Genomic DNA, 20140 nt, shown 5'->3' on the forward strand with positions numbered 1-20140 from the left:
GGCTCCCGGTAGCATGGAGGGATGAGCAGCTCCGCAGTGTCCGTACCGATGCCCACCATCCCGCGCCGGCGGAGGTCCCCGGAAGAAGTGCTGGCTGCCGCCCCCGTTTCGGGGCCCAAGCGCGTCCTTCTCGCCGCACCGCGCGGCTACTGCGCCGGCGTCGACCGCGCGGTCATCGCCGTCGAGAAGGCCCTGGAGCATTACGGCCCGCCCGTTTACGTCCGCAAGCAGATCGTCCACAACGTCCACGTGGTCACCTCGTTGGAGGAAAAGGGCGCAATTTTCGTCGACGAAACCGATGAGGTGCCCGAAGGCGCCCTCGTGATTTTTTCCGCCCATGGTGTCTCGCCCGCAGTGGTGCAGTCCGCCGAAGACCGTGGCCTGCGCACCATCGATGCGACCTGCCCCCTCGTGACCAAGGTCCACCGGGAAGCCGTACGCTTCGCCAAGGAGGACTACGACATCCTGCTGATCGGCCACGACGGCCACGAGGAAGTCGAAGGCACCGCGGGGGAGGCCCCGGACCACATCCAGATCATCAACGGTCCGCACGAGGTGGACCAGGTCACGGTCCGCAACCCGGAAAAGACCATCTGGCTGTCCCAGACCACCCTGAGCGTGGACGAGACCATGGAGACGGTGCGGCTTCTCAAGAAGCGCTTCCCCACGCTGCAGGACCCGCCCAGCGACGACATCTGCTACGCCACCACCAACCGCCAGGTGGCCATCAAGAAGATTGCCCCGCAGGCGGACCTGGTGATCGTGGTGGGTTCGGCGAACTCCTCCAATTCGGTGCGCCTCGTGGAGGTTGCCCTCGAGTACGGCGCCAAGGCCTCGCACCGTGTGGACTTCGCCAACGAGGTGGATGAGGCCTGGTTCGAAGGCGTAGCCACGATCGGCGTCACCTCGGGGGCATCCGTTCCCGAGGTCCTGGTCCAGGACGTCCTCCGCCTCCTTGCAGAGTACGGCTATGGCTCCGTGGAGGAAGTCGTCACGGCCGAGGAGGACCTGCTTTTCTCCCTGCCGAAGGAACTGCGGGCCACGCTCAAGGCCGCCGGGGACGTTTCCCGCGCCCTGGGCGGGCGCGGGAACCGTCCCAACTCCTGACTTTCTTCGCCTGCTCCTAGGCCTTCCTAGGCCGCGGATTCCTCGTCGCGCTCCGGTAGTCCCGGTGTTTCCCGGAGCTCGGGTGCGGCGAGGGTCCGCGGAACCACTTCGACGGCGGCGGGTACCGCCAGTCCCTCGGTGTCCATGGCGTTCAGCTTCCTTGCCGTGGGAAGGACCCTTGCCTCCAGTGTTCCGACCAAGGCGTTATAGCGGTCCACTGACGTTTTCAGGGAACTGCCCAGACGGCCGACATTCTCGCCCAAGGTACCCATGCGGTCGTAGAGCTGCTGGGCGAGTTCAAACAGCTGCCTGGCGTTGTCCGTGAGCACATCCTGCCGCCAGGTGAAGGCCACCGACTTAAGCACCGCCAGCAGCGTGCCGGGGGAGGCAAGCACCACGTTGCGCGACAATGCATGGTCCAGCAGGGCAGGGTCCGCTTCCAAAGCCGCGGCCAGAATGGACTCCGCGGGAAGGAAGCACACCACGAGTTCGGGGGAGTTGCCGGGAATGTCCCAGTACTTCTTGGAACTCAGGGCATCAACATGGGACTTCAGCGCCTTGGCGTGTGCCGCCAGCAGATCGCTGCCACCCTGAGCCGCACCGGCGGCGCCCTGTGCGCCGGAAGACACGCCCTCCTGCGCAGCAAGATACGCAGCCAGTGGCACCTTGGCGTCAACCACCAGCTGCTTGCCGCCGGGAAGCTGGACTACAAGGTCCGGACGCAGCGAGGCGTCACCGGACACGGCATGGACCTGCTCCTGGAAATCGACGTGCCGGAGCATGCCCGCGGCCTCCACCACCCGCCGCAACTGGACCTCGCCCCATTGCCCGCGCGCGCTGTTGGAGCGCAGTGCCGAAGCAAGGGCGTGGGTGGAGCGCAGGAGCTGTTCATCAGAGAGGCGGGCCTCCTGCAGCTGCTGTGCCAGCTGGCCGTACTGTTCCAGCCGGTCCCGTTCAAGGAGCGAGACCTGCTGCTGGACTGCCGACAGCTTTTCTGCCACCGGCGCGAGGGCTCGCAGTACGTTGCCGTCCTGGTTCCGGGCCGCACCGAGCTCGCGGTTCTGCGCGAGCAGAAGGTTCCGCTCGGCGTCGGCGGCCGCATAACCGGCGGAGACTTCCGCCAGACGCGCAGACACGCCGTCGAAATCCGCTTCCAACGCGGCACTGCGCCGCCGGAAGGCGACAAAGCCACCGCCCAGGCCGAGCGCCGCCCCGAGCAGCAGCATGAACAACGCCAACAAGACCACAAATCCATCCATGCCCCCACCTTCGCAGAAGGCCCGGACATTTTTGGGACCGGCGCCTCCCAGGGCGTGGAACGGCAACGCGTGCCAGCCCCTGCAAGAGGTAGAATCAATCCTCGTGGCTCTTACTATTGGCATCGTCGGACTGCCCAACGTCGGCAAATCAACCCTCTTCAACGCACTGACCCGCAACCAGGTCCTCGCGGCGAACTACCCGTTCGCAACGATCGAACCGAACGTCGGCGTCGTGAGCCTGCCCGATCCCCGGCTCCAGCAGCTCGCCGATATCTTCGGTTCGCAGCGGCTCCTGCCGGCCACTGTGTCCTTCGTGGACATCGCAGGCATCGTCAAGGGCGCATCCGAAGGCGAAGGCCTGGGCAACCAGTTCCTGGCCAACATCCGCGAGGCCGAAGCGATCGCCCAGGTCATCCGTGTGTTCGATGACCCCGATGTGGTGCACGTCGACGGCAAGGTCGATCCGGGCTCGGACATGGAGACCATCAACACCGAGCTCATCCTGGCCGATCTGCAGACGATCGAAAAAGCCATCCCGCGCATCGAAAAAGAAGTCAAGATGAAGAAGCGCGAGGCCGCCGAACTCGCGGCCATCGAGGCCGCCAAGGTGGTCCTCGAACGCGGCGACACCATCTTCTCCTCGGTCAAGAGCGACAAGCTCGAACTTGAGCACCTCAAGGAACTCAGCCTCCTGACCGCCAAGCCCTTCATCTACGTCTTCAACGCCGACGAAGGCATCCTCGGCAGCCCGGAGAAGCAGGAAGAACTCCGTGCCATGGTTGCACCGGCCGACTGCATCTTCCTGGACGCCAAGCTTGAAGCGGACCTGGTGGAACTCGACGAGGCCGAAGCCCGCGAAATGCTCGAAATGAACGGCCAGGACGAATCCGGCCTTGACCAGTTGGCCCGCGTGGGCTTCCACACCCTCGGCCTGCAGACCTACCTCACCGCCGGACCCAAGGAAGCACGAGCCTGGACCATCCACCAGGGCGACACCGCACCGCAGGCCGCCGGCGTGATCCACAGCGACTTCCAGCGCGGCTTCATCAAGGCCGAAGTGGTCTCCTTCAACGACCTGATCGATGCCGGCTCCATGAGCGAAGCCAAGTCCCGCGGCAAGGTCCGGATCGAAGGCAAGGACTACGTGATGGCCGACGGCGACGTGGTGGAGTTCCGGTTTAACGTCTAGCAAGTCCTGCTGCCAGCAAGCCGGACGATTGCCGGCTACCCCCGACCGGCGACATCCTGGCTGAGGATGCCCGGCCAGGTTTCGACATCTTCCGGGGTGCTGGCGACCGCCAGTGTAGCGTTCGGGAGCAGGCCGGCAAGGGACTCCGCCGTTGACAGCGGGTGGCCGGGATCATCGATCCACGCCAGGATCGTCGTCGGCACGCCGATTCGGGCGATGCACTCAGGGGCAGGCAGATCGCTGAATGCCGCGCCTCGAAACAACGACGGCAAGAGGGCATCGGCAACATCCGGCACCGTCTCCGGCGCACCAATCGTGGCCGGCGGCGGTGTCGCTCCGCGGGTGGCGGCGAGGAACGCCTCGACCCCGACAGATTCGATAAGCTCGGCGGCCATCCGGTAGTTTCCGGCCTGTGCAGCCCGGGTTTCCCACGCCGTCGGCGGCACCATGAGCGTGAGCCCGGCAAAGCGGTCCGGCTCACGGGAAGCGGCATGCAAAAGCGTGCCGGCGCCCATGGAGGGACCGACTCCGTGGACACGTTCGCCCGGGAACCAGTGATCGAGCAGTCGCAGGAGGTCCTCGGCCAGGTTTTGCCATTGATAGTCCTCGGGGACCTTCCGTCCCGTCGACCGGCCATGGCCCCGCGCGTCGTACCGCAGCAGCCGGGTTCCACTGAGCCCCCTGCCGAGGTCGAGGTTGAGCACCCGATCGCGCGCGCGGCTTGAGGTAAGGCCATGCAGTTGGACAACCGGGTGTCCACCTTCGTTGCTCAATGCAACCGCGAGCTCGGCCCCGGGAACCTCGAAAGTCGGCATCAGGCCCCTCGTTTCGTGACTGGCGGCATCGCCTCGAGCGGCCGCGTTGAGTATTCAGGTTAACCGGGGCGATAGGATACAGCCATGCGCCTGACCAACGTCACGCACCTGCGCCTGCCGTTCGGACGACTTTGGGGCTACGACGTCAGCGTCTCTGCGCCCAAGCGACGCCTTCCAGTGTCTTTTGACCAGCGGCTCCATGTGGGTGCCGGCGAACGCCCCGGCTCCTGGATGGCCTTGTCTTTCAGGCTGTCTTCCCCCACCCGTCGTGAGTCAATTGCCGATGCCTGGCTGGCCGTCGTCGCCAGGCACGGCACACTGCGCACGGCATTTGTGCCCGGTGCCGATGGTGAGCCGGAGCTCCACGAGATCGAGATCGGTCCGGGAAGCTGGGTTGAGCATCAGATCTCACCCGGGCAGGCCGTCAATGACGCGGTGCGGGACATTCTCGACGCCGCATGTTCGCCCTACGCACAGCCCTCCCACCGGCTGTGCCTGCTGGAGACCGCTGCTGGACTTACCGTGGTGATTGCGGCCGACCACGCGCACGTCGATATGTGGTCCATGCTGGTGATTGCGCGCGACCTGCTGTCGGCGCTCGATGCCGGCAAGTCGGGCCGTGGGCTGTTTCCCGGTCCAGTGCCGGCCTTCGAGGAACACACCCAAGCACTGCTGGACCGGAACGCGGCACCGGACCACGTCCGACACCGCTGGCAAGACATCATCGGGGACAGCGGCGGCGTTATGCCGCGGTTCCCGCTTCCGTTGGGTGCGCCCGCCCCGCAGCGGGAGCGTGTGGAAGTACGCGACGTGTTCGATCTCGACGACGGTGCCGCGTTTGCTGCGCAGGCCCGCGACGACGGTGTCTCGACTCTCGCACTCGCTGTTGTCGCGATGACTGCGGTCACCCGTGAGCTGGCGGGAACCCCGCTGCGGGCTGTCTTTCCCGTGCACAGCCGCTTCGACAGCAACTGGCATGATTCAGTCGGCTGGTTCATTACCAACTCGGTGCTTGAATCGGGAGTCGCAGAACCGCGCGCCGCGGCCGCTGCGGTTAAGGAAGCTGTGCAACTTGGTTCGTGGCCGCTCGCTGACGTGCTCGCTCCATGGGGCGGCATGCCCGTAGCCCCCGGCATGTTCGCGATCTCCTGGCTGGACCTGCGCAGACTGCCGGTGCGAATCGACTCCGTCGGCCTCGACGCCCAATATGTGGGCGCGACAATCGATACCGATGGCGTGATGCTTTGGTTCATCCTGGACGAGTCCGGTCTGCACTTGAGGTGCCGTTATCCCGACACCGTTGAGGCTCGACGCAACGTCGGCGGCTGGCTCGATCTGCTGGTCGCTCGTTTGCAGGCGGATGCGCGGTCCTCGGTTCGGGGGCTGCTGCGGGTGGCGGGCCGGACCTTCAGGCTGGAACGGGCGGGTCGCGATGACGTAGCAGCCATTGCCGCGCTGCTGTCTGATGACGAGTTCGGACCCGAACGTGAGGGCGTCGAGCTCGAACGATACGAGGCAGCCTACGACGTGGTTGTCCGCGACCGTTCCAACTATCTGGGGGTTGTCCGCAATGGCGCCGGTCGCATCGTTGCCACGATGCAGTTGACCATCATTCCGGGTCTTTCCAGGGGCGGTTCTTCCCGACTGCAGATCGAGGGATTGCGAGTTGCGGCCTCGGAACGTTCACGCGGCCTGGGCACCGCGATGCTTGAGTGGGCACACAATTTTGGGCGTGCGCGCGGGGCGCAACTGGCACAGGTGACCACCGACGAAGCTCGGGAGCGGGCTCGGGCCTTCTATACCCGACTCGGATATCGGACTGCCCACGTGGGCCTGAAACGGAACATATAGGGGTCTTTCCCTGCGCTGGTGGCCGCTGCTCGTCAGGCAGCGGCGGAACAGGCGCGGATTGCGGTTGGAGGCTAACGTCGACCGCCGGTGTCAGTGCGGAAGGATCTCCTGTCGCCAAAAGCAACCCACGGTGTTATCCACATACGCGAATGCAGCAGTTACGTGCTGCCTGCAGTCCGGCGATGCTTGGCGAATGGGAATCAGATACTACGCATACGCATTCGACGGAAAGCTGACCGAGCAGGTGCTTGCAGATCCGCTCGGCTTTCTCTCCGACGATCCGCTCGCCGATGCATGGGGATTCGAACACGGTGCCACCATCAGCACCCCGACCTTCGAACAAGCAGTACCTGAGCGGGACATGCTGTACCTCGACAAGGCCTGGCGGCATCTGCAATTCTTCACCTCTCCGGTGGAACCAGGACTGCCGCCCCGTCCTGCCTTCCGGATGTTCGAAGGTGAGGTAGCTATGCATGACATGGGCTGGGATCCTTGGGTGCGGACATTGACCCCGCCGGACGTCTTCACCGTCGCAAGGGATTTGGAAGATGTCACCGACGACGAATTGGAGCTGCGGCTGCGGGAATCCTCTTTCTTCAGCCGGGATCCTGAGGGCGAAGTCGGCTATGCCGTGAACTATCTTCGGCAGGCTCAGGCCTTTGTCACGAACCTCGCTGCTGAGGGCCGTGGAATGGTCTACATGATCGGGTAGAAGCGCCCGCCGGTCCCCGCCCTGGCGCTCCGGCCAGCCCTGAGAGTCGAAATGGGTACCGGTATGAAATGGAAATGAAGCAACTGTTGCAGTTCGATAAACATCCGGTTCTGAGAGGGCGCTTTCGTTCCAAAGCCCCCTATCGAAGACTAGGCTTCTGAGCATGTGAGACGGGACACAGCTGCTCTCTGGGTATCGTCCTGTCCGCCGGGGTCAACAACGCCGGCTTTCCACACTAAAAAGAGGAGGCGGAATGCGTTTCGGACGTATTTCCCAAGCGGTGGGGGTCCTGGCAATCGCCACGCTCGCACTTAGCGCCTGCGCCGGAAACACCGGCAGCCCCAGCTCGTCGTCTGGCGGGGCCCAAGAAGGCGGAACCATCGGTGTTGCCGAAACCAACGGTTTCAGCAGCTTCAACTCTGGTACGGCGGACGGTAACTCCGACGTCAACGGCCACATCGGGTACGCCACCCACTCGAACTTCCTGTACATCGACGACAAACTGAACATCGTCAAGAACGAGAAGTTCGGCAAGTACGAAAAGCTCTCCGACGATCCGCTGACGGTCAAGTACACCGTCAACGAAGGCGTCAAATGGTCCGACGGGACGCAGGTCAGTGCAGCCGACCTGCTTCTTACGTGGGCCTCCGGTTCCGCGTACTACGATGACGCAAACCCCGAGAAGAAGACCGGCACCACCTATTTCCTGACGGCAGCCGACACCTCGGGCCTGCACCTGACGGACTTCCCGGAAATCGGTTCTGACAACCGAAGCATCACCCTGAAGTACTCCAAGCCTTTCGCCGACTGGGAACTCGCTCTGGGATTTGCGGGTAACGGCGGCATCGACATCCCGGCCCACGTCGTCGCACAGAAGGCGGGTCTGAAGGATGCGCAGGCGCTGGTGGACCTCTTCAAGAGCGTCAAGCGCGGTGACCCGGCAGCACCCAAGCCGGTCAACGCCCAGCTGAAGAAGGTCGCGGACTTCTGGAGCACCGGATTCGATTCCAAGACCCTGCCTTCGGACCCGAGCCTGTTCCTCTCCAACGGCCCCTACATCGTGAAGGACGTCGTCGCCGAGCAGTCCCTGACCCTCGTCCGGAACAAGGACTACAACTGGGGCCCCACCCCGCACGCTGATGAAATCGTCGTCCGCACTATCGGCGGCGCCCCGGCCCAGGTCCAGGCGCTGAAGAACGGCGAAGTCGACATCATCAACCCGCAGGCATCGGCGGACACGGTTGAACAGATCAAGGCCCTCGACGGCGTTCAGCTGCTGCAGGGCAAGCAGCTGTCCTACGACCACCTCGACCTGAACTACTCCGGTCCGTTCGCCGACAAGGATGTGCGCACCGCGTTCATGCTGACCGTGCCGCGCAAGGACATCGTCGACAAGATCATCAAGAAGATCGACCCGGAGGCAACCCCGCTGGACTCGCAGATCTTCGTTCCGGCCCAGGCGGCCTACGCTGACTCGGTCAAGAACAATGGCTCCTCCGCGTACCAGGACGTCAACATCGACAAGGCCAAGCAGCTCCTTGCCGGTAAGACCCCGACGATCCGCATCATGTACAACAAGGACAACCCGAACCGTGTTGACGCCTTCTCGCTGATCCGCGAATCCGCCACCAAGGCCGGCTTCAAGATCGTCGACGGCGGCCTCGGCAAGGCTGACTGGAGTGCACACCTGGGCGACGGCTCCTACGATGCAACTATCTTCGGCTGGATCAACTCGGGTGTCGGCGTCACCGGTACCCCGCAGATCTTCAAGACCGGCGGCGGTTCCAACTTCAACGGACTGTCGGATCCCGATGCGGACAAGCTGATGGACGAATTGATCGTCACCACGGACAAGGCAAAGCAGGACGAACTCCAGACCAAGATCGATGCAGCGATCTGGTCCACCAGCTACGGTCTGCCGCTGTTCCAGTCTCCCGACGTGAAGGCCTACTCGGATCAGATCACGGGCGTGACCGCGATGCCGAACCAGACCGGCGTCTGGTGGAACGTTTGGGACTGGGCCCGTAAGTAAGCCCGCTCCTTAGAAATTCACATGCAGCAGGCGCCGGGACCGCGAAACATGGTCCCGGCGCTTTCTGCCAAGCAAAGCAGTACTGTGGCGTCACCTCGAGCAAAACGAAGGGCAATCCACCGGTCACTGCGACAGGCCAGGGTCAACCCCAGGCCGGATATAGAGGTTCATACACAAAATGCTGAGCTACGTCGTAAGGCGACTGGCAACCGCCGCTCTCATTCTTCTCGGGGCATCGTTCCTGGTGTATCTGCTGACAGCGTCGTCAGGCGATCCGCTGGCCGACCTCCGTGCCAGCAACGCGCCCAACAGGCAGCAACTCATGGATGCGCGCAGCCAGTTGCTTGACCTGGACACCCCCGCCCCCTTGCGGTACTTCAAATGGCTCGGAGGGGCTGCCCAATGTCTTGTCCCCTTCGCCGGCAACTGTGACCTCGGCAAGAGCGTCACCGGCCAACCCATTACCGAAGCACTGGGCATTGCCCTGATCCAGACCCTCACGCTTGTCACCGGAGCCACGGTCCTTGCCATCCTCATCGGCATCACCCTGGGCATCGTGACCGCCCTTCGCCAGTACAGCGCCCTGGACTACGGCGTAACCTTCATGGCCTTCCTGTTCTTCTCCCTCCCCATCTTCTGGGTGGCCGTCCTGCTGAAGGAATTCGGAGCCATCGGCTTCAACAACTTCCTGCGCAATCCAGTCATACCCCTGCCCGTGTCCTTGGGCACGGGGATCGTGCTAGGTGTCGTCGTGGCTGTGGCTGTCGGCGGCGAAATAAAACGCAGGCTGATTTCCGGTGGCGTGGTGTTCGCCCTGGTGACTGCCGTGATGGTGTATCTCTCCGCCACCCTGTGGTTCAAGACCCCGGGGCTCGGCCCGGTGGTGATCGGCATTGCCGGCGTGGGCATGGCCTTCGCGGTGACCACGCTGGTTTCCGGCCTGAAGAACCGCAAAGCACTCCAGTCGTCCTTGATCATGGCCGGCCTTGGAGTGATTTCATGGTTCGTCATCCAGCCGCTCCTGGCCCAAGCCACCGGCCTGATGATCTTCCTGCTGGCGATCGGCACGGTACTGGTGGGCGTCGGTGTCGGTTACCTGATGGGCGGCTACGACCGCGGCCAGTCCATGCGCGCCGCGGGCATCACCGCATTCCTGGTGGGCGGGCTGGTGGTCATGGACCGTTTCATGCAGGCCTGGCCCACCTACTTCAACAACAGCCGGGTCCGCGGGCGTCCCATTGCCACCATCGGTGCAGGTACCCCCAACCTGCAAGGTGACTACTGGATCCTGACCATTGATACCTTCACCCATCTGATCCTCCCGACCGTGGCGCTGATCCTCGTTTCCCTGGCCAGCTACACGCGGTTCACGCGCTCGTCGATGCTGGAAATCATGAACATGGACTACATCCGGACCGCCCGCGCCAAGGGCCTGTCCGAACGGGCCGTGATCATGGGGCATGCCTTCCGTAACGCCCTTATTCCGCTGGCCACCATCGTGGCCTTCGATATCGGTGCCCTGATCGGCGGCGCCGTCATCACGGAGTCCGTGTTCTCGGTCCACGGCATGGGCTTCCTGTTCCTGGACGGCATCACCCACATCGACCCCAACCCGGTGATGGGCGTCTTCCTGTGCGTGGCCATCACCGCAATGGTGTTCAACCTGGTTGCGGACCTCGCGTACTCCGCACTCGACCCGCGCGTAAGGATCAAAGCATGAGCCAGCCAACCCAAGAGGAAGTCATCCTCGCACAGCAGGCCCAGCATGAGGCCGCTCCGGGACCCGGCGCCGAAAACCAAGGCCTGAGCCAGGGCCAGATCGTCCGCAAGCGTTTCTTCGGCCACAGCGGCGCCCTTGTTGGCCTGGCCGTCTTCGCCCTGATCTTCATCATGGCCTTCACCTCGGTGGGCTTCGCCGGCATACCCGGCTGGTGGAAGTACAACCACGTCGACGTTTCGCCGCTGATCAACGACGGCGTCCCTTCCGCGTCCCTGTGGCCGCTGGCCTGGGGCGAGCATCCGTTCGGACAGGACCGCATCGGACGCGACCTTTTCGCCATGACGATGCGCGGCGCGCAGCAGTCGATCATCATCATGGTGATCATCGGCGGCATCGCCGGCCTGATCGGCGCGGTCGTGGGCGGCCTTGCCGGCTATTTCCGCGGCTGGACCGAAGCCATCCTCATGCGCCTCACCGATGTCATCATCATCGTTCCGGTGCTCCTGCTGGCCGCCGTCGTGGCCCAGATGGCCAACCGGCGTGACGCGGACAGTTGGTTCGCCGGCTTTGCGGCAAGCAACGGCGTCGTGGTCCTGGGCATCTTCCTCGGCCTCGTCAGCTGGGTGGGCCTGGCCCGCCTGGTCCGCGGCGAGTTCCTGACCCTGCGCGAACGCGAGTTCGTCGACGCCGCCCGGATCTCCGGTGCGAGCAACGCCAGGATCATCTTCAAGCACATCCTGCCCAACGCCGTCGGCGTGCTGATCGTGAACGTCACCCTAACGATGTCCGCGGCCATCCTGCTTGAAACCGCGCTCAGCTACCTGGGCGTCGGGGTGAAGTCGCCGGACACGTCACTGGGCCTGCTCATCTCGCAGAACCAGGAAGCGTTTGCGACCCGGCCGTGGCTGTTCTGGTACCCCGGCCTGTTCATCGTTGCGATCTGCCTGAGCATCAACTTCATCGGCGACGGCCTGCGTGACGCCTTCGATCCGCGGCAGAAGAAGTTCCGGGCGAAGAAGGCCGTGGAAACCGTCCGGCATTCAAGCGAGACCGCACCGGCGGTGCCCGCCGCATCCGGGCCCGCACCGGCCGGAGACACAACACCCAACTCCGACCCCGGAGAAGGCTGAGCATCGGCCTGTGAAGCCAACGACTGTGAAGCCTATGACTGTGAAACCAGTGTCTGCGAAGCTACAGAACGAAAACCGCCCAAGCGCAGGCGGCCGCCAGCACCAGCGTGACCGCGATGTGTTGCCAGGCGAAAGCCACCGTGACGGGGGTGGTGTCCGCGCGTCCGGTCTCGATCCGTCCCGCCTCAACCAGCTGCTCCCAGCGGGAACGCACCATGAGCGCCGCCGCGCCGGAATCGGTGTTCCGGAGGTCGCCGGGTCGGACCGACTGTCCCGGGCCGTAGCTCCCTCCCGGGAGGCCCTTGAGGTGCTCGGGGCGGGCATTCCGGCCGCCCCAGATTCCCGGAGCCGGCGCGGCCCAGGCCGCGTACTTGCCGTGCGGGGTTATCAGGGTCAAGGCGTACCGGGTGTCTACGGTCGCGAGCGCTTCCCAGGGAACGATGATGGTGCGGTACGGATTCTCCAACGTCACCCCGGTATCGCGTACGACGACGGCGGGTCGCCAGAAGAGCAGCCAGCCCATGTAGGCGATGAACAGCAAGGGGGCCGTGCCCGGCAGGCCGGCCGGACCTGCGGTTGCGAGGGTGGCGGCCATACCGACGGCCGCCGTTCCCCAGCAGATTCCGGCGAATACCCGGCTGCTGCGCGCTGTGAAGATTTCGGCATTTCCGGCATGGGACTCTCGGCTCATGCCCCCAATGATTCAGGATTCCGGGCCGCTGCACTAATCACCGTGCGGCGTCCTGCCCGGCTGGAAGGGAAGACCCAGAACAATGACTGACAACTCCGGGGCAATCCCCTTGGAAACAGATACCGACAAGACCGCGCCCGGGGCGAAAGTCCTTGAGGTCCGGGACCTGAGCGTCGACTTCGGCGTGGAGAAGAAGTGGGTTCCCGCGGCCATCGGCCTGAACTACGAGGTCCGGGCAGGCGAAGTGCTGGCGATCGTCGGCGAGTCCGGTTCGGGCAAGAGTGCAAGCTCCATGGCACTGCTGGGGCTGCTGCCGAGCAACAGCCGCGTGCGGGGCAGCGTGAAGCTTTCCGGCCGGGAACTGCTCGGTCCCGATGCCGGAAGGATCCGCGAGGTGCGCGGCAAGGAGGTCGCGGTGATCTTCCAGGAGCCCATGACGGCGCTGAACCCGGTGTACACCGTGGGCGCCCAGATCGTGGAGACCCTCCGGCTCCACAACGAGATTTCGCCGGACGAAGCCAAGGAACGGGCCCTGCACATGCTGGACCTCGTGGAGCTTCCGGATCCGGAGAAGGCCTTCAAGTCCTATCCGCACCAGCTGTCCGGCGGCCAGCGTCAGCGTGCCATGATCGCGCAGTCCTTGTCCTGCGATCCCAAGCTGCTGATCGCGGACGAACCCACCACCGCGCTGGACGTCACTGTCCAGGCCGAAATCCTGGACCTCATGCGGCACCTCCGCAACAAGCTGGATAGTGCCATCATCCTGATCACGCACGACATGGGTGTGGTGGCCGACCTTGCGGACCGGATCGCCGTCATGCGCAGGGGTGTGATCGTTGAAACCGGCACCGCCCAGCAGATCTTCAGCAACCCGCAGCACGAGTACACCCAGGCCCTGCTGGCGGCCGTTCCGCACCTTGGCCAAGGTGCGGAGAGTGCAGACGTGGACGTCACGGCCGCGCTGGCCGCCGCCACCCACGCGGAGCTTGAATCGGTGGATCCTGAGGAACTGGCGCGCCGCGAGCGGGAGAACGAGGAGGCACTCAAGGCAGCCGCCATGGAAAAGACGAAGCGGAAGGGCGAACCGGTCCTTGAACTGACCGACGTGGCCATCGAGTACCCCAAGCAGGGGCGCGTCCCGGCATTTCGCGCCGTCGAGGGCGCCAACCTGGTGATCTATCCGGGCGAGGTGCTGGGCCTGGTGGGGGAGTCCGGCTCGGGCAAGACCACCATCGGCCGGGCCGCCGTCGGGCTCCTGCCGGTCGCGGAAGGCACCATGCGGGTGGTCGGGCAGGACATCTCGGCTGCGAAGCGCACCGGCAAGCAACTGCACCGGATCCGCCGGGACATCGGCATGGTGTTCCAGGACCCGTCGTCGTCCCTGAACCCCAGGCTTCCGATCGGCGAGAGCATCGGCGAGCCGATGTTCCTGGCCGGGGTGGCCAAGGGCGCGGCACTGCAGGCACGGATCGAGAAGCTTCTCGACCAGGTGGAACTCCCGCGCAACTACCGCAACCGTTACCCGCACGAGCTCTCCGGTGGCCAGAAGCAGCGCGTCGGCATCGCCCGGGCCCTGTCCCTGCAACCCAAGCTCATGGTCGCTGACGAGCCGACGTCGGCCCTGGACGTTTCGGTCCAGGCGAAGGTGCTTGAGCTTTTCCAGGGGCTGCAGCGCGAACTTGGCTTCGCCTGCCTCTTCGTCACCCACGACCTCGCCGTGGTCGACGTGCTCGCCGACCGGATCTGCGTGATGCAGCGGGGCCGGATCGTGGAGCAAGGCACCCGCGACCAGATTCTCCGGAATCCCCAGGAGGCCTACACCCAGCGGCTGCTGGCCGCCGTGCCGCTCCCCGATCCGGAACGGCAGCGGGAACGCCGCGAACTGCGCGCCCAGCTTCTCGCGGCGGGCATCGAATAGGGCGCTGAACAGCGAAAACGTCCCGGCAGGGCTACCGCCCTGCCGGGCACTTTCGCGTGCCTGGAGAAGGTCCCCAGGCACGCAATCCGCGCGATGTTACCACCGGGTAGGCTCCGGCCGGTAATCCGTCGGGAGCGACGAGGGCTGTCAATTCCACCCCCAGGGGCATGATCATCGATGGTTCGCAAGTCAATTCCATATTTTGGACAAAGTGTGGTTAGCATTACACCTGCATGTTGGCCAGGTCACAGGAAACGCCTGTGCCCGGCCCCAGGGGCAATCACGAAATGCCCCAACTCACTGACTCCACTACCCATAGGAGGCGGAATGCGTTTTACGCGCACTTCCAAAGCTCTCGGCCTTGCGGCCATCGTCGCGCTTGCGGCTACCGGATGCGGCGGCAGCGGTGGCAGCGGTGGCAGCGGCCAGGCCGCCGGCGACCCCGGCAAGATCATCACCGCATACAGCAATGAACCCCAGAACCCGCTGCTCCCGGCAAACACCAACGAAGTGTACGGCGGCCGAGTGGTCGAGCTCCTGTTCGAAGGCCTCCGGGCCTACGACCCGAGCGGCAAGCCCGTCAACGCCCTGGCCGAGTCCATCGAGTCCCCGGACTCCCGGAACTGGACCATCAAGCTCAAACAGGGTGCCAAATTCACCAACGGCGAGGCGATCACCGCCAAGACCTTCGTTGACTCCTGGAACTTCGCCGCACTCAGCACCAACCTCCAGAACAACGGCTTCTTCTTCGAATCGATCGACGGGTACGCCGACGTCAGCGCGGTCAAGGAGTCCAAGGGCGCGGACGGCAAGACCACCAGCACCCCGGCCCCGAAGGCCCAGACCATGTCAGGCCTCGTGGCCAAGGACGACTCCACCATCACGGTCAAGCTCACCCAGCCCGAAGCCGACTGGTCCCTGCGACTTGGCTACTCGGCCTTCTACCCGCTTCCCTCCGAGGCCATGAAGGACCCCAAGAAGTTCGGCGAGAACCCGGTAGGCAACGGTCCGTACAAGTTCGCCAAGGACGGCGCATGGGTCCACGACCAGTCCATCTCGCTGGTCAAAAACCCGGACTACAGCGGTCCCCGCACCGCCAAGAACGGCGGCGTGACGTTCAAGTTCTACACCGATCCCGGCCCCGCTTACACTGACCTGCAGGGTGACAACCTCGACGTGACCGACGTCGTTCCGTCCAACGCGCTGAAGACCTACACCACGGACTTCCCGGACCGGAACTCCACCAAGCCGAACGCCAACAACGCCACCTTGAACATCCCGGGCTACAACCCGAACTTCCAGGGTGAGGCAGGAAAGCTCCGCCGCCAGGCCCTCTCCTACGCGATCAACCGCGAGGAAATCACCAAGGTCATCTACAACGGCACCCGTACCCCGGCCAAGGACTTCACCGCCCCGCTTCTGGAGGGCTACTCGGACTCCGTCCCGGGCAACGACGTCCTGACGTTCGATCCAGCCAAGGCCAAGGACCTGTGGGCCCAGGCCGAGAAGGTCAAGCCCTACGACGGCACCAAGCCGCTGCAGATTGCCTCCAACACTGATGGCGGCAACAAGGAATGGATCGAAGCCGTCGCCAACGGTTTCAAGAACAACCTCGGCATCAATGCCGAAATCCAGCCCTTCGCGAAGTTCGCCGAGGTGCTCAACCTGCGCAAGTCCCAGAAGCTGCCCGGCCTGACCCGCGCCGGCTGGCAGGGTGACTACCCCTCGCTCTACAACTTCCTCGGCCCCGTCTGGGCAACCGGTGCATCCTCCAACTACGAGAAGTACTCGAACCCCGAGTTCGACAAGCTCCTCAAGGAGGGCCTTGCAGCCAAGACCCCGGACGATGCCAGCGCAAAGTTCAACAAGGCCCAGGAAATCCTCTTCAAGGACCTGCCCGGCCTGCCGCTCTGGTACCGGGCCACCCCGATCGTGTGGAGCAACAACGTCGTGAAGGCCGAGACCGGCTGGAACGGCGGCGTCCTCTACTACAACATCGAGGCCAAGTAACCCCAGGCATCTGAACTTGCCCCCAGGCACGGGGGTCCGGCCACAAGCCGGGCCCCCGTTTGCCTGCTGCGCAGGAAGGCATTCCATGACACTCCACCGCATCGGAAGGAGGAGCAAGCCGTGACCCGGTACATCATCCGACGCCTCCTCCAGGTGATCCCCGTTTTCCTGGGAACCACCCTCCTCGTCTACTACATGGTCTTCGCTCTCCCCGGAGACCCCATCGCGGCACTCTTCGGAGACCGCCAGCCCCCGCAAAGCGTCATCGACGCGCTCCGGAACCAGTACAACCTCGACCAGCCCTTCTGGGTCCAGTACGGCCTCTTCCTGAAGAACCTCTTCACTTTCAACCTCGGCGTCGACTTCACCCAGCAGCCCATCGCCGCGACCCTCGCCCGGATCTTCCCGGTCACCGCCATGCTTGCGGTCGAAGCACTCATCATCCAGGCGGTGTTCGGCGTCCTCTTCGGCGTCTTCGCAGGCCTGCGCAAGGGCAAGCTCTTCGACTCCACCGTCCTGGTGGCTTCGCTCGTCGTGATCGCCGTGCCCACTTTCGTGCTCGGCTTTGTCTTCCAGCTGGTCTTCGGCGTCCAGCTCGGCTGGGCCAGGCCGACGGTCGGTGCCAGCGCGAACTGGGGCAACCTGATCCTGCCCGCCGTCGTGCTCGGCCTGGTGTCCTTCGCCTACGTGCTCAGACTGACCCGGACCTCGGTCATCGAGAACATGAACGCCGACTACGTCCGGACGGCCACCGCCAAAGGGCTGTCCAGGCCACGCGTCGTCCTGGCGCACATCCTGCGCAACTCCATGATTCCGGTGGTCACCTACCTGGGCGCCAACCTCGGCGGCCTGATGGGTGGCGCCATCGTCACCGAGGGCATTTTCAACGTGCCCGGTGTCGGCAACAAGCTCTACCAGGCAGTCCAGCGCGGCGAAGGCCCCACCGTGGTTGCCATCGTGAGCGTGCTGGTCCTGGTGTTCGTCGTTGCCAACCTGCTTGTTGACCTGCTGTACGCCTGGCTCGACCCGAGGATCCGTTATGAGTAACACCAAGCACTTCGTGGCCCCCGTGGAGGAGACCCCGCTGCTGGCCACCGATTCCCTGCGGACTGACCAGGCGCCCCTAAGCCTGTGGGCGGACGCCTGGCGCAAGCTCCGCCGTCGTCCGATGTTCATCATCTCCTCGCTGATGATCCTCTTCCTGCTGTTCGTGGCCTTCTTCCCCGGAGCTTTCACGAGCGTCGATCCGAACAACAACTGCCAGCTTTCAAACTCCGAAGCGGGCCCCACCGCAGGCCACCCGTTCGGGTTCACCCTCCAGGGCTGCGACGTCTATGCCCGCGTCATCCACGGAACCCAGGCCTCCCTTTCCGTCGGTGTGCTGTCCGTGCTGTGCGTGCTCGTGATCGGTGTGACCCTCGGTGCGCTCGCCGGCTACTACGGCGGCTGGCTGGACGCCGTGCTCGCACGCCTGGGCGACATCTTCTTCGCCCTGCCCCTCGTCCTTGGCGCCCTGGTCATTACCCAGTTGCCGCTGTTCCGCGAGAACAAGAGCGTCTGGACCGTGGTGTTCGTCATCTCAATGCTTGCCTGGCCGCAGATGGCCCGGATCACCCGGGGCGCGGTCATCGAGGTCCGCAACGCCGATTTCGTGACGGCGGCCCGTTCCCTGGGTGTTTCCCGTTTCGGTGCCTTGGTGCGCCACGTGCTGCCCAATGCGCTCGCTCCGGTGATCGTGCTCGCCACGCTGGAACTCGGCGTGTTCATCGTGGCGGAGGCGACCCTGTCCTTCCTCGGCATCGGCTTGCCCGCGAGCGTCATGTCCTGGGGCAACGACATCTCCGCGGCGAATGCCTCCATCCGCACCAACCCGTCGATCCTGCTTTACCCGGCGGGTGCCCTGTCCATTACCGTCCTGAGCTTCATCATGCTCGGCGACGCCGTCCGCGATGCTCTTGATCCCAAGAGCCGTCAGCGCTAAGGAGGCGAGAGGATGACTACCGCTACCGTCAAGATCGAGGAAACCGCGATCCAGGACCGGCCGATCCTTGAAATCAAGGACCTTGCCATCACTTTCACCACCGGTGCCGGCGAGTTCAAGGCCGTCAAGAATGCGCACCTGAGCATCATGCCCGGCGAGACTGTCGCCATCGTGGGGGAATCCGGTTCCGGAAAGTCGACGACGGCGCTCGCCGCCATCGGCCTGCTGCCCGGCAACGGCCGGGTCACCGGAGGGCAGATCCTGCTTGACGGTGAAGACATCGCCCATGCGTCCGAGAGGCGCATGATCGAATTGCGCGGCAGCCACATCGGCATGGTCCCGCAGGACCCGATGTCCAACCTCAACCCGGTCTGGAAGATCGGCTACCAGGTGCGGGAGACGCTCAAAGCGAACGGCCGTCCGGACGGTCCTGACGACGTCGCGCGCGTCCTCGCTGAAGCCGGACTGCCGGACGCGCACCGGCGCGCCCGGCAGTACCCGCACGAGTTCTCCGGCGGCATGCGCCAGCGCGCCCTGATCGCCATCGGCCTGAGCTGTGCGCCGAAACTGCTGATCGCCGACGAACCCACGTCCGCCTTGGACGTCACCGTGCAGCGCAGGATCCTGGACCACCTGGAGAAGATGACCACGGAACTGGGCACCTCGGTGCTGCTCATCACCCACGACCTCGGCCTGGCCGCAGAACGGGCGGATAAGGTCGTGGTCATGTACCAGGGCAACGTGGTCGAGGCGGGGCCGTCCCTGGAACTGCTCCGCAATCCGCAGCACCCTTACACCAAACGGCTGGTCGAGTCCGCGCCGTCCCTGGCTTCGCGCCGCATCCAGTCCGCGAAGGAGCAGGGCGTCGAGGCCGCCGACCTGCTGGTACCGGCGGCTGCAGGCCGCGCCCGGGACGAGGTCTTGCAGGTCCGGAACCTCCGCAAGGTCTACAAGTTGCGCCAGGGCATGGGCCAGAGCACCGACTTCGCGGCCGTGGACGACGTCAGCTTCAGCGTGAAGCGGGGTACCACCACGGCGATCGTGGGGGAGTCCGGCTCGGGCAAGTCCACCGTGGCCAAGATGGTCCTCCGGTTGGAAAGCCCCACCGAGGGGCAGATCATCTTCGACGGCGTGGACACCGCCGGCCTCAAAGGCAAGGAGCTCTTCACGTTCCGCCGGCGGGTGCAGCCGATCTTCCAGGATCCCTATGGCTCACTCGACCCGATGTACAACATCTACCGCACCATCGAGGAGCCCCTGCGGATCCACAAGATCGGGGATGCGGCCAGCAGGGAGAAGAAGGTCCGTGAACTGCTGGACCAGGTGGCGCTGCCGCAGGGCACCATGCAGCGCTACCCGAACGAGCTCTCCGGCGGCCAGCGCCAGCGGGTGGCCATCGCCCGGGCGCTCGCCCTGGACCCCGAGGTGATCATCTGCGACGAGGCGGTGTCCGCCCTGGACGTCCTCGTCCAGGCCCAGGTCCTCAACCTGCTGACCGAACTGCAGTCGGAGCTGGGCCTGACGTACCTGTTCATCACCCACGACCTCGCTGTGGTGCGCCAGATCGCGGACCACGTCTGCGTTATGGAGAAGGGCAAGCTCGTGGAAACCGGCACCACGGACGACGTCTTTGACGCGCCGCAGCAGGACTACACCCGGGCCTTGCTGAACGCCATTCCCGGGGCAAGCCTCCTGCTCCCCCCGGCTGTGGCCTAGCGCCCCTTC

15 protein-coding genes are annotated in these 20140 nt (G+C 64.7%); 12 read left to right on the top strand and 3 right to left on the bottom strand.

The window, feature by feature from the left end:
• The first annotated feature begins 21 nt into the window (after window positions 1-21).
• Window positions 22-1107: a 4-hydroxy-3-methylbut-2-enyl diphosphate reductase gene (locus tag DWV11_RS19030; protein WP_115790442.1), complete on the top strand. Its 1086-nt coding sequence runs from the start codon at window positions 22-24 to the stop codon at window positions 1105-1107.
• Between the two features lie 26 nt (window positions 1108-1133).
• On the opposite strand, the gene DWV11_RS19035 is transcribed toward DWV11_RS19030, so the two are convergent.
• The gene (locus tag DWV11_RS19035; protein WP_115790493.1) at window positions 1134-2366 is read right to left on the bottom strand and encodes a DNA recombination protein RmuC; all 1233 of its coding nucleotides are present in this window, start codon (window positions 2364-2366) and stop codon (window positions 1134-1136) included.
• A gap of 103 nt (window positions 2367-2469) precedes the next feature.
• Between DWV11_RS19035 and ychF the strand changes: the two genes are divergently transcribed.
• The gene (ychF, locus tag DWV11_RS19040; protein WP_115790443.1) at window positions 2470-3555 is read left to right on the top strand and encodes a redox-regulated ATPase YchF; all 1086 of its coding nucleotides are present in this window, start codon (window positions 2470-2472) and stop codon (window positions 3553-3555) included.
• Window positions 3556-3590: 35 nt separating this feature from the next.
• Here the strand turns inward: ychF and DWV11_RS19045 are convergent, their stop codons facing one another.
• Complete coding sequence (locus DWV11_RS19045) at window positions 3591-4370, bottom strand: alpha/beta fold hydrolase (protein ID WP_115790444.1); 780 nt, start codon at window positions 4368-4370, stop codon at window positions 3591-3593.
• Window positions 4371-4454: 84 nt separating this feature from the next.
• Here DWV11_RS19045 and DWV11_RS19050 point away from each other — a divergent pair, with 84 nt between their 5' ends.
• The 5 genes from DWV11_RS19050 (at window position 4455) to DWV11_RS19070 (ending at window position 11815) form a co-directional block, all read left to right on the top strand.
• The gene (locus tag DWV11_RS19050) at window positions 4455-6221 is read left to right on the top strand and encodes a GNAT family N-acetyltransferase (RefSeq protein ID WP_115790445.1); all 1767 of its coding nucleotides are present in this window, start codon (window positions 4455-4457) and stop codon (window positions 6219-6221) included.
• 193 nt (window positions 6222-6414) lie between these two features.
• Window positions 6415-6933 carry a DUF1877 family protein gene (locus DWV11_RS19055; protein ID WP_115790446.1) on the top strand — a complete coding sequence of 173 codons (519 nt, stop codon included), beginning with the start codon at window positions 6415-6417 and terminating at the stop codon, window positions 6931-6933.
• A 253-nt stretch (window positions 6934-7186) separates the two neighbouring features.
• On the top strand, window positions 7187-8965 hold the full coding sequence (locus DWV11_RS19060) for an ABC transporter family substrate-binding protein (RefSeq protein ID WP_115790447.1): 1779 nt from the start codon (window positions 7187-7189) through the stop codon (window positions 8963-8965).
• Window positions 8966-9143: 178 nt separating this feature from the next.
• Window positions 9144-10685 carry an ABC transporter permease gene (locus tag DWV11_RS19065; protein WP_115790448.1) on the top strand — a complete coding sequence of 514 codons (1542 nt, stop codon included), beginning with the start codon at window positions 9144-9146 and terminating at the stop codon, window positions 10683-10685.
• Entirely contained in the window at window positions 10682-11815 is a 1134-nt protein-coding gene (locus DWV11_RS19070) for an ABC transporter permease (protein WP_115790449.1), read from the top strand. The genes DWV11_RS19065 and DWV11_RS19070 overlap by 4 nt, the downstream gene beginning before the upstream one ends.
• Window positions 11816-11876: 61 nt before the next feature.
• Here the strand turns inward: DWV11_RS19070 and DWV11_RS19075 are convergent, their stop codons facing one another.
• Window positions 11877-12506: a PH domain-containing protein gene (locus tag DWV11_RS19075; RefSeq protein WP_115790450.1), complete on the bottom strand. Its 630-nt coding sequence runs from the start codon at window positions 12504-12506 to the stop codon at window positions 11877-11879.
• An 82-nt stretch (window positions 12507-12588) separates the two neighbouring features.
• On the opposite strand from DWV11_RS19075, the gene DWV11_RS19080 reads away from it, so the two are divergent.
• The 5 genes from DWV11_RS19080 (at window position 12589) to DWV11_RS19100 (ending at window position 20131) form a co-directional block, all read left to right on the top strand.
• Window positions 12589-14424, top strand: coding sequence for an ABC transporter ATP-binding protein (locus tag DWV11_RS19080; RefSeq protein WP_168404763.1), 1836 nt, complete (start codon window positions 12589-12591; stop codon window positions 14422-14424).
• 327 nt (window positions 14425-14751) lie between these two features.
• Window positions 14752-16434: a peptide ABC transporter substrate-binding protein gene (locus tag DWV11_RS19085; protein ID WP_115790451.1), complete on the top strand. Its 1683-nt coding sequence runs from the start codon at window positions 14752-14754 to the stop codon at window positions 16432-16434.
• A 120-nt stretch (window positions 16435-16554) separates the two neighbouring features.
• The gene (locus DWV11_RS19090; RefSeq protein ID WP_115790452.1) at window positions 16555-17481 is read left to right on the top strand and encodes an ABC transporter permease; all 927 of its coding nucleotides are present in this window, start codon (window positions 16555-16557) and stop codon (window positions 17479-17481) included.
• Window positions 17474-18415, top strand: a complete 942-nt coding sequence (locus DWV11_RS19095; RefSeq protein ID WP_115790453.1) for an ABC transporter permease — start codon at window positions 17474-17476, stop codon at window positions 18413-18415. The genes DWV11_RS19090 and DWV11_RS19095 overlap by 8 nt, the downstream gene beginning before the upstream one ends.
• 12 nt (window positions 18416-18427) lie before the next feature.
• Complete coding sequence (locus DWV11_RS19100; protein ID WP_115790454.1) at window positions 18428-20131, top strand: dipeptide ABC transporter ATP-binding protein; 1704 nt, start codon at window positions 18428-18430, stop codon at window positions 20129-20131.
• Window positions 20132-20140: the final 9 nt, after the last annotated feature.

This window comes from Arthrobacter silvisoli (genome assembly GCF_003369445.1).
Classification (GTDB): Bacteria; Actinomycetota; Actinomycetes; order Actinomycetales; family Micrococcaceae; genus Arthrobacter; species Arthrobacter silvisoli.